Annotated in this window: 9 protein-coding genes; all 9 read left to right on the forward strand. The window is 63.2% G+C overall.

What is annotated here, in order from left to right:
* Nucleotides 1-50 precede the first annotated feature (50 nt).
* The 9 genes from IVB13_RS14235 (at nt 51) to IVB13_RS14275 (ending at nt 8191) form a co-directional block, all read left to right on the forward strand.
* Nucleotides 51-218, forward strand: a complete 168-nt coding sequence (locus IVB13_RS14235) for a hypothetical protein (protein ID WP_018453553.1) — start codon at nt 51-53, stop codon at nt 216-218.
* A gap of 220 nt (nt 219-438) precedes the next feature.
* Nucleotides 439-1782: a phosphoglucosamine mutase gene (gene glmM / locus IVB13_RS14240; RefSeq protein ID WP_247489273.1), complete on the forward strand. Its 1344-nt coding sequence runs from the start codon at nt 439-441 to the stop codon at nt 1780-1782.
* Nucleotides 1783-2033: 251 nt separating this feature from the next.
* Nucleotides 2034-3284 carry an MFS transporter gene (locus IVB13_RS14245; RefSeq protein ID WP_085383819.1) on the forward strand — a complete coding sequence of 417 codons (1251 nt, stop codon included), beginning with the start codon at nt 2034-2036 and terminating at the stop codon, nt 3282-3284.
* A 235-nt stretch (nt 3285-3519) separates the two neighbouring features.
* The gene (locus IVB13_RS14250) at nt 3520-4365 is read left to right on the forward strand and encodes an outer membrane beta-barrel protein (protein ID WP_240543166.1); all 846 of its coding nucleotides are present in this window, start codon (nt 3520-3522) and stop codon (nt 4363-4365) included.
* A 167-nt stretch (nt 4366-4532) separates the two neighbouring features.
* On the forward strand, nt 4533-5420 hold the full coding sequence (locus IVB13_RS14255; RefSeq protein WP_247489276.1) for an outer membrane beta-barrel protein: 888 nt from the start codon (nt 4533-4535) through the stop codon (nt 5418-5420).
* A gap of 75 nt (nt 5421-5495) precedes the next feature.
* Nucleotides 5496-6086 carry a glutathione S-transferase family protein gene (locus tag IVB13_RS14260; RefSeq protein WP_018453558.1) on the forward strand — a complete coding sequence of 197 codons (591 nt, stop codon included), beginning with the start codon at nt 5496-5498 and terminating at the stop codon, nt 6084-6086.
* A 25-nt stretch (nt 6087-6111) separates the two neighbouring features.
* A complete protein-coding gene (locus IVB13_RS14265; protein ID WP_247489278.1) occupies nt 6112-6576 on the forward strand; it encodes a GNAT family N-acetyltransferase in 465 nt (154 codons plus the stop codon).
* Between the two features lie 171 nt (nt 6577-6747).
* Complete coding sequence (locus IVB13_RS14270) at nt 6748-6939, forward strand: hypothetical protein (protein ID WP_231190264.1); 192 nt, start codon at nt 6748-6750, stop codon at nt 6937-6939.
* 79 nt (nt 6940-7018) lie between these two features.
* Nucleotides 7019-8191 (forward strand): phosphoserine transaminase, encoded by a 1173-nt coding sequence (locus IVB13_RS14275; RefSeq protein ID WP_247489280.1) that lies wholly within the window; start codon nt 7019-7021, stop codon nt 8189-8191.
* Nucleotides 8192-8318 lie beyond the last annotated feature (127 nt).

The raw sequence follows: 8318 nt of genomic DNA on the forward strand, positions 1-8318 counted from the left end.
TGGATGCACAGCCAAATCGTTTGCAAATCCTTTGTGGAGAGGAGGGCGCCATGACCAGGCCGCACACCGGACCGACGCCGGAGGAGATCAAGGAGAAGCATGATCTCGAGGAAGCGCTGGAGGAGGGTCTGGAAGAGACCTTTCCGGGCTCCGATCCCGTCAGTGTCACCCAGCCGGCGCCGAGCCGCGCGGACGGCCATGTGAAGCGCTCGGACTAGGTGCCGGTTCCGCCCTGTTCCAGTATCTTCAACGGAAATATAATGTTAACAAGACGTTATCGGGGCCGGGAGCCGCCCGGTTCCGTAATGATTCATCATATTTTTTGAAGCCAAGTTAGCCGTGATGGCTCTATAAGACCTCAGCAAATCAGGGATGCGGGTCCCGCTTGGGCACCCGGAGGTTGCGCTGGGGATCCCTGGTTGTTGCGTGGGGGACGATATGAGCCGCAAATATTTCGGGACGGACGGGATCCGGGGCCGCGCCAACGGACTGATCACGCCGGAGCTCGCGCTCAAGGTCGGCCAGGCCGCAGGCCTGGCGTTTCAGCGCGGTGACCACCGCCACAGGGTCGTGATCGGCAAGGACACCCGCCTGTCCGGCTACATGATCGAATACGCGATGGTCGCGGGCTTCACTTCGGTCGGCATGGACGTGCTGCTGGTCGGCCCGATGCCGACGCCGGCGGTCGCGATGCTGACCAAGTCGATGCGCGCCGATCTCGGCGTGATGATCTCCGCCTCGCATAATCTGTTCGAGGACAACGGCATCAAGCTGTTCGGGCCGCAGGGCTTCAAGCTCTCCGACGACGTCGAGAAGCAGATCGAGCAGCTGCTCGATGAGCCCATCGACAAGCGTCTCGCCCAGAGCGCCAGTCTCGGCCGCGCCCGCCGCATCGACGGCGTGCATGACCGCTACATCGAATTCGCCAAGCGCACGCTGCCGCGCGATCTGTCGCTCGACGGCTTGCGCGTCGTGGTCGATTGCGCCAATGGCGCCGCCTACAAGGTGGTGCCGGAAGCGCTGTGGGAGCTGGGTGCCGACGTGATTCCGATCGGGGTCGAGCCCGACGGCTTCAACATCAACAAGGAATGCGGCTCCACCTCGCCCGAAGCGCTGTCGAAGAAGGTGCGCGAGATGCGCGCCGACATCGGTATCGCGCTCGACGGTGACGCCGATCGCGTCATCCTGGTCGACGAGCGCGGCCATATCGTCGACGGCGACCAGCTGCTCGCGGTGATCGCGCGGAGCTGGAAGGAAGACGGTCGGCTGTCGCGATCGGGCATCGTCGCCACCGTGATGTCGAACCTCGGGCTCGAGCGATTCCTCAATGCGCAGGGGCTCGATCTCGTGCGCACGCCGGTCGGCGATCGCTACGTGCTCGAGCAGATGCTGAACGGCGGCTACAATCTCGGTGGCGAGCAGTCCGGCCACATCATCCTGTCCGACTACGCCACCACCGGGGACGGCTTCGTGGCCGCATTGCAGGTGCTTGCCGTGGTGCAGAAGCTGCGCCGGCCGGTGTCGGAAGTCTGCCACCGCTTCGATCCGCTGCCGCAGATCCTGAAGAACGTCCGTCACAAGGGCGGCAAGCCGCTCGACAATTCCGACGTCAAATCGGCGATCTCCGACGGCGAGCAGCGGCTCAACGGCCACGGCCGCCTGCTGATCCGCTCCTCCGGCACCGAGCCGGTGATCCGCGTCATGGGCGAGGGCGAGGATCGCATCCTGGTCGAGGACGTCGTCGATACCATCGTCTCGGCGCTCGGGAACGCCGCGGCCTGAACTCGCAGCCATCCTTCGAGATGCCCGCTTTCGCGGGCTCCTCAGGATGAGGTTTTGTTTCCAGGCGAAGACGTAGACCCTCATGGTGAGGAGCCCGCCACAGGCGGGCGTCTCGAACCATGCAGGCCGCAGTTTGGCCGCGAAATCTGGCGAAGCGCATTCCAGCCATGGGCGTTTGGCGGTGGATCGGTCGCCGCGCGCATCGTAACTAGCTTGTCGCGGCAATCTGCCGCGCCCGCCGGGATGCTCCAGTGAACAAGCCTGTCGTCGTCTCAGAGGAAACACTGACGGAGCCCGTCCTCGTCAGCGACGTCGAGCCCGGCGCCAAAGGTGCCGCGGGGCCGGCCTATGTCGTGCTGGCCGGCATCAGCTTCTCGCACTTCCTCAACGACACCATGCAGTCGCTGATCGCCTCGGTGTATCCGATCCTGAAGGACACCTATGCGCTCGACTTCGCGCAGATCGGCATGATCACGCTGGCCTTCCAGTTCACGGCCTCGCTGCTCCAGCCGGTGGTCGGCCACTACACCGACAAGAAGGCGCAGCCCTATTCGCTGTCGATCGGCATGGCCTCGACCTTCTTCGGTCTGTTGCTGCTCAGCGCCGCCCACCAATATCTCGTCATCCTCGTCGCCGCCGCTCTGGTCGGCCTCGGCTCGGCGGTGTTTCACCCGGAGTCGGCGCGCATCGCGCGGCTCGCCTCCGGCGGCCGCTACGGTTTTGCGCAATCGGTGTTCCAGCTCGGCGGCAGTTTTGGCACCTCGATGGGACCGGTGCTCGCCGCGCTCATCGTCGTGCCGTTCGGGCAGGGCAGCATCGCCTGGTTCTCCTCGATCGCCTTCCTCGCGATCCTCATCCTCTGGCGCATCGGCCGCTGGTACGAACCGCAGATCAAGGCGAAGAAGACGGCGGTGGATCAAGCCCATCCCGACGCGCCGAATTCGCGTCGCGTCGTCGTTGCGCTCCTCGTGCTGGTCGCGCTGCTGTTCTCGAAGCAGCTCTACGTCTCGAGCCTGTCGAGCTACTACATCTTCTATCTGATCGACCGCTTCGGCGTGTCGACGCAAGCCGCGCAGATGTATCTCTTCATTTTCCTCGCAGCGAACGCGGTCGGCGCTTTTCTCGGTGGTCCCCTGGGCGATCGCTTCGGCCGCAAGATCGTGATCTGGATCTCGATCCTGGGGGCGCTGCCGTTCACGCTGGCGCTGCCCTATGCCGGGCTCTATGCGAGCGCGGTGCTGTCCGTGATCATCGGCCTGATCATCTCCTCGACGACGTCGTCGATCATCGTGTTCGCGCAGGAGCTGGTCCCGCACCGCTTCGGCATGATCTCCGGCGTGTTCTTCGGTGTCGCCTTCGGCATCGGCGGCCTGGGCGCCGCCGTGCTCGGCAAGCTCGCGGACCACACCTCGATCGCGTTCGTCTACCAGGTTTGCGCCTATCTGCCGGCGATCGGCCTGCTTGCGGTGTTCCTGCCCAAGCTGCCGCGGCACGCGCGTTAACATATCCTGACTTGCTGCAACGCGGCTTCATACATCGTTAGGAAATGCGGCGACGGCGTCGCATTTGGCGCTGCATTTTTGCAACGCTCGCGCCGCCCGCGCGTCCGAGTTGAGAAAAAATCAACCTTAAAAATTAGGGTTAAGTGGCGCTTAAACATTTGCTGGCATCGTCCGGGCCGTGAGTTTCCAGAACGTGAGGCGCCGTATTGCCTCACCGGCCAAAAGGACGAAGCCAATGCGTAGCGTTAAGTCTCTCCTTGCCGCGGGTGCGGCAACCCTGATCTCCTCGATGGCGTTCGCCGCCGACATGCCGATCGCGGCGCCCCCTCCGATGTACGCGCCCCCGGCTCCGCCCGCCGACTTCGGTGGCTGGTACCTGCGCGGCGACGTCGGCTTCAGCAATCAGAAGACGAGCGATCTCCACTACGGTCGCGAGTCCGCCTATTCGCAGCTCACCTCGTTCAATCAGCAGTCGTCGTTCGACACCGCCGGCATCTTTGGCCTCGGCGCGGGTTACCGGTTCAACAATTGGTTCCGCGCGGACGTGACCGGGCAGTATCGCGGCAATTCGAATTTCAAGGGAACGGATCGTTTCACCGGAACCGCGGGCGGCGTGCCCTACAGCGGGATCGATAATTACAGCGCATCCAAGTCCGAATGGCTGGTCTTGGCGAACGCGTATGTCGACCTGGGCACCTGGTGGTGCATCACGCCGTTCATCGGTGCCGGCGTTGGCGGCGCACGCGTCTCCATCTCGAACTTTACCGATACCGGCATCAACGATCTTGCGTTCTCGACGGCGAGCTTCTCGAGCGCACCAGCCGGTTCGAAGTGGAACCTGGCGTGGGCTGCCCATGCGGGTCTCGCGTACAAGGTCAATCCCAACCTCGTTCTCGAACTGGCCTACAGCTATGTCGATATGGGTGAGGGGCAAACCGGTGTCTTGTCGACCTACACCGGGGCAACCACCGGCAACGTTTTCAAGTTCAAGGACATTACCTCGCACGACCTGAAGCTCGGCGTGCGCTGGAATCTCGACAGCCCGCCGGCCTACATGCCGCCGCTCGTCACCAAGGGCTGATCGTCAGCCTGATCGGTTAGGACTTCTTAACGGCGCGGGATCATCCCGCGCCGTTTTGCTTTGCGTATTTTTCATGGCGGGCGGCGACGAAAGGCTCCGGCGCAACCATTGGTTAAGGTTAACGGGCCATGATCACGAGCGAAAGTTCGAGTTCGATGGAGCGTTCGATGCGTAGGCTTTTGTTGGCGGCGGCGATGTTGGGGACGGTTTCTGCCGCGCATGCGGCCGACATGCCGGATCTGCCGTTCCTGCGCGGCAGCTTCACCGACGGCCTGTCAAAATCGACCCGCAATTGGGACGGCTTCTATGCCGGCGGCTCCGCCGGTTACTCGTCCGCAGCGGTCGACTTCAGCCAGAGCGTCGTCGGCCTGACCAACTTCATCTTCCGCGACAGCGTGCTTCAGCAACCGACCTCGACCTGGTCGCTGATGAACAAGACAAGCACGCAAGGCGCGAATTTCGGCGGCTTCGTTGGTCGCAACTGGCAATGGTACGACGCCATTCTCGGTCTCGAGGGCACCTACAGCTATTTCAACAAGATTTCCACGTTGACGTCAGGCTCCAACTCGCTCGACATCGTCAACCCGCCTGGAGACGTCCAGCCCACCGGCGTGACCAACCACTATCTCACGACATTGACCGGCACCGCCGCGGCGACCGTCAAGGACATGGTCTCACTCCGTGGGCGCGTGGGTTGGGACGGCGGCGATTTCATGCCTTACATGTTCGCGGGCCCGGCCATCGCCCGCATGGACGTCTCGCGCACCGTGACCAGCGATGTGAAGCTGCGCCAGGATGCGACCGTGACGGACATATTCGGCAACGTGTTCACCATCATCGGAACGCCCATGGCGGTTCCCGCGCAGTCGCAGACGCAGTCCCAGCACCGAACCAACAATTTCGTGGTCGGCTGGACCGCCGGTATCGGCTTGGAATATTGCATTTGGAGCGGGCTGTTCGCGCGCGTGGAATACGAGTATGTGCAATTCTCGCCCGTCATGAACACGAAGGTGACGCTGAACAACGCGCGTCTCGGCCTCGGCTACAAATTCTGACGTCGCCGCCCTTCGCCGCCGGTTGACAGCTTTCTCCCGTCCTGATGCTCTGTCGCCGAATGCGCGGGGGCACGGATGCGGATCTACGGCGATAGCAATTCCGGCAATTGTCTGAAGGTGAAGTGGGTCTGCGACAAGCTCGCGGTGCTCTACGAGTGGATCGAGATCGACACCCGCAAGGGCGAGACCCGTACGCCGCAATTCCTCCAGATGAACGGTGCCGGCCAGGTGCCCACCGTCGCTTTCGACGACGGTCGCACGCTGGCGCAGTCCAATGCCATCATCCGCTATCTCGCGCGCGACAGTGCGCTCATTCCGGGCGACGCCTTCACTGCCGCCAAGATGGACGAATGGCTGTTCTGGGAACAATACAGCCACGAGCCCTATATCGCAGTGTGCCGCTTCCAGCTCGTCTATCTCGGCAAGGACGCCTCCGAGCTCGATCCTGAAAAGGTCAAGCGCGGCTACGCGGCGCTCGATCGCATGGAGCAGCATCTGGCGGCAAACCGCTTCTTCGCCGGTGATGACGTTTCGCTTGCCGACGTCTCGCTGCTTGCCTATACGCGCGTCGCGCATGAAGGCGGCTTCGATCTCGGTCGCTATGCCGCCATCCGCCGCTGGATCGGCGAAGCCGAGACCTTTCTCGGGCTACCCAAGGTGCGTTAGGCGCGCTTGAGGCAGGAGTAACTTTATGAACGCCGAATCTGTCTCCATTCGTCCCGCGCGCCGCGAAGATGTTGCTGCGATCGTGACGATGCTCGCCGACGATCATCTCGGGAGCGCACGCGAGCGCGTGGAAGACCCGTTGCATGCGTCCTATTACGAGGCATTCGCGCGGGTCGAGCGCGATCAAAATATCCAGCTTGTGGTTGTCGAGAATGAGGGCAGGGTGGTCGGCTGCCTGCAGCTCGCGATCCTGCCGGGTCTCAGCTCGCAAGGCGGCTTGCGCGGTCTGCTCGAAGACGTCCGCGTCGCTTCCGATTGCCGCAGCCGCGGCATCGGCGAGCAATTGGTGCAATGGGCGGTGACGGAAGCGAAAGCGCGCGGTTGCAATCTCGTCGAACTGCTGACGCATCAGACGCGAACAGATGCGCAGCGCTTCTACAAGCGGCTTGGGTTCACGGCGAGTCACGTCGGCATGACTGTCCGCTTTTGACGCAGCACGCTATGAGCCTTGCGCGATCAGCGAAATCGGATCGCGCGTACGTTCATATTAAGAGCTGATAAACCACCGTCACGGCGTTCACGTTGGTGAAGGAACGAACGGTGCTACGGGACGTCGAAACCGGGCTCGATCGGTTCGGGGATTTCGATGACAAGCTATTCGATGATCAAGGTCGGCAACGACTACGTCGTGCAGGCCAATGACAAATGCATTTTGAAAGTCGGCAGCCGCCGCCGCGCCGCGCAATTGATCAGCGATGCCACGGGCTTGCTGAACGCGCTGGCGGTGGTCGATTCCCCCAAGATCGCACCGGAGGCGCCATCACCCGCGCGTGAACCGCCGGAACTTCCTTGACGACTCTTCCCGTTTCCCGTATCAGCCGCGGCGGGACACCTCCCCCCAACGGGAGGCTTACTATCTGGAAGGGTAGACGATGACTGTAGCGAAGCCCGCTTCGCGGCCGAACGTGCCGCATTTTTCCTCCGGCCCCTGCGCCAAGCGCCCCGGATGGAATGCCCAAAATCTCAAGGACGCAGCGCTCGGCCGTTCGCATCGCGCGAAGGTCGGCAAGACCAAGCTCAAGCTCGCGATCGATTTGACGCGCGAAGTGCTCGAAATGCCCGCTGATTATCGCATCGGCATCGTGCCGGCCTCCGATACCGGCGCGGTCGAGATGGCGCTGTGGTCGATGCTGGGTGCGCGGCCCGTCACCACGCTCGCCTGGGAATCCTTTGGCGAGGGCTGGGTCAGCGACATCGTCAAGGAATTGAAGCTCAAGGACGTCACCAAGCTCAACGCGGCTTACGGTGAGATCCCCGACCTCTCCAAGGTCGATCCGAAGTCCGACGTCGTCTTCACCTGGAACGGCACCACCTCGGGCGTGCGCGTGCCGAACGCCGACTGGATCAGCGCGACCCGCGAAGGCCTGACCATCTGCGACGCCACCTCGGCCGCGTTCGCGCAACCCCTCGACTGGGCCAAGCTCGACGTCGTCACCTTCTCCTGGCAGAAGGCGCTCGGCGGCGAAGCCGCGCATGGCATGCTGATCCTGTCGCCCCGCGCGGTGGAGCGGCTCGAAACCTACAAGCCGGCCTGGCCGCTGCCGAAGATTTTCCGCATGACCAAGGGCGGCAAGATCAACGAAGGCATTTTCGTCGGCGAGACCATCAACACGCCGTCGATGCTCTGCGTCGAGGATTATCTCGACGCACTGAACTGGGCCAAGTCGATCGGCGGCCTGAAGGCGTTGATCGCGCGCGCCGACGCCAACACCAAGGTGCTCGCCGACTGGAAGGCTAAGACGCCCTGGATCGACTTCCTCGCCAAGGACGCCGCAATCCGCTCCAACACTTCGGTGTGCCTGAAGTTCACCGATCCCGCGATCACCTCACTCTCCGAGGACGCGCAGGCCGAGTTCAGCAAGAAGCTGGTGGCGCTGGTCGAGAAAGAGGGCGCGGGCTACGACTTCGCCTACTATCGCGATGCGCCCGCCGGCCTGCGTATCTGGTGCGGCGCCACCGTCGAGGCCAATGATGTCGCGCTGCTGACCCAGTGGATCGACTGGGCCTTCGCCGAGACCAAGGCCGCGCTCGCCAAGGCGGCGTAGTTTTTACCTCTCCCCGTTCTTACGGGGAGAGGTCGGGTCGCCCCCGGCGATGCGAAGCATCGTCCGGTGCGATCCGGGTGAGGGGCCTCTCTCGGCTTGCTCCTCGCTTGTGGCTGCCCCCCCCCCC

This window comes from Bradyrhizobium sp. 17 (assembly GCF_023073515.1).
Lineage (GTDB): Bacteria > Pseudomonadota > Alphaproteobacteria > Rhizobiales > Xanthobacteraceae > Bradyrhizobium > Bradyrhizobium canariense_D.

What these genes read in the sequence shown, in the direction of transcription:
- IVB13_RS14270 (WP_231190264.1), top strand. Translation starts at nt 6,748, where the DNA reads ATGATCAAGGTCGGCAACGACTACGTCGTGCAGGCCAATGACAAATGC.
- IVB13_RS14235 (WP_018453553.1), top strand. Translation starts at nt 51, where the DNA reads ATGACCAGGCCGCACACCGGACCGACGCCGGAGGAGATCAAGGAGAAG.
- IVB13_RS14260 (WP_018453558.1), top strand. Translation starts at nt 5,496, where the DNA reads ATGCGGATCTACGGCGATAGCAATTCCGGCAATTGTCTGAAGGTGAAG.
- IVB13_RS14255 (WP_247489276.1), top strand. Translation starts at nt 4,533, where the DNA reads ATGCGTAGGCTTTTGTTGGCGGCGGCGATGTTGGGGACGGTTTCTGCC.
- IVB13_RS14250 (WP_240543166.1), top strand. Translation starts at nt 3,520, where the DNA reads ATGCGTAGCGTTAAGTCTCTCCTTGCCGCGGGTGCGGCAACCCTGATC.
- glmM (WP_247489273.1), top strand. Translation starts at nt 439, where the DNA reads ATGAGCCGCAAATATTTCGGGACGGACGGGATCCGGGGCCGCGCCAAC.
- IVB13_RS14275 (WP_247489280.1), top strand. Translation starts at nt 7,019, where the DNA reads ATGACTGTAGCGAAGCCCGCTTCGCGGCCGAACGTGCCGCATTTTTCC.
- IVB13_RS14265 (WP_247489278.1), top strand. Translation starts at nt 6,112, where the DNA reads ATGAACGCCGAATCTGTCTCCATTCGTCCCGCGCGCCGCGAAGATGTT.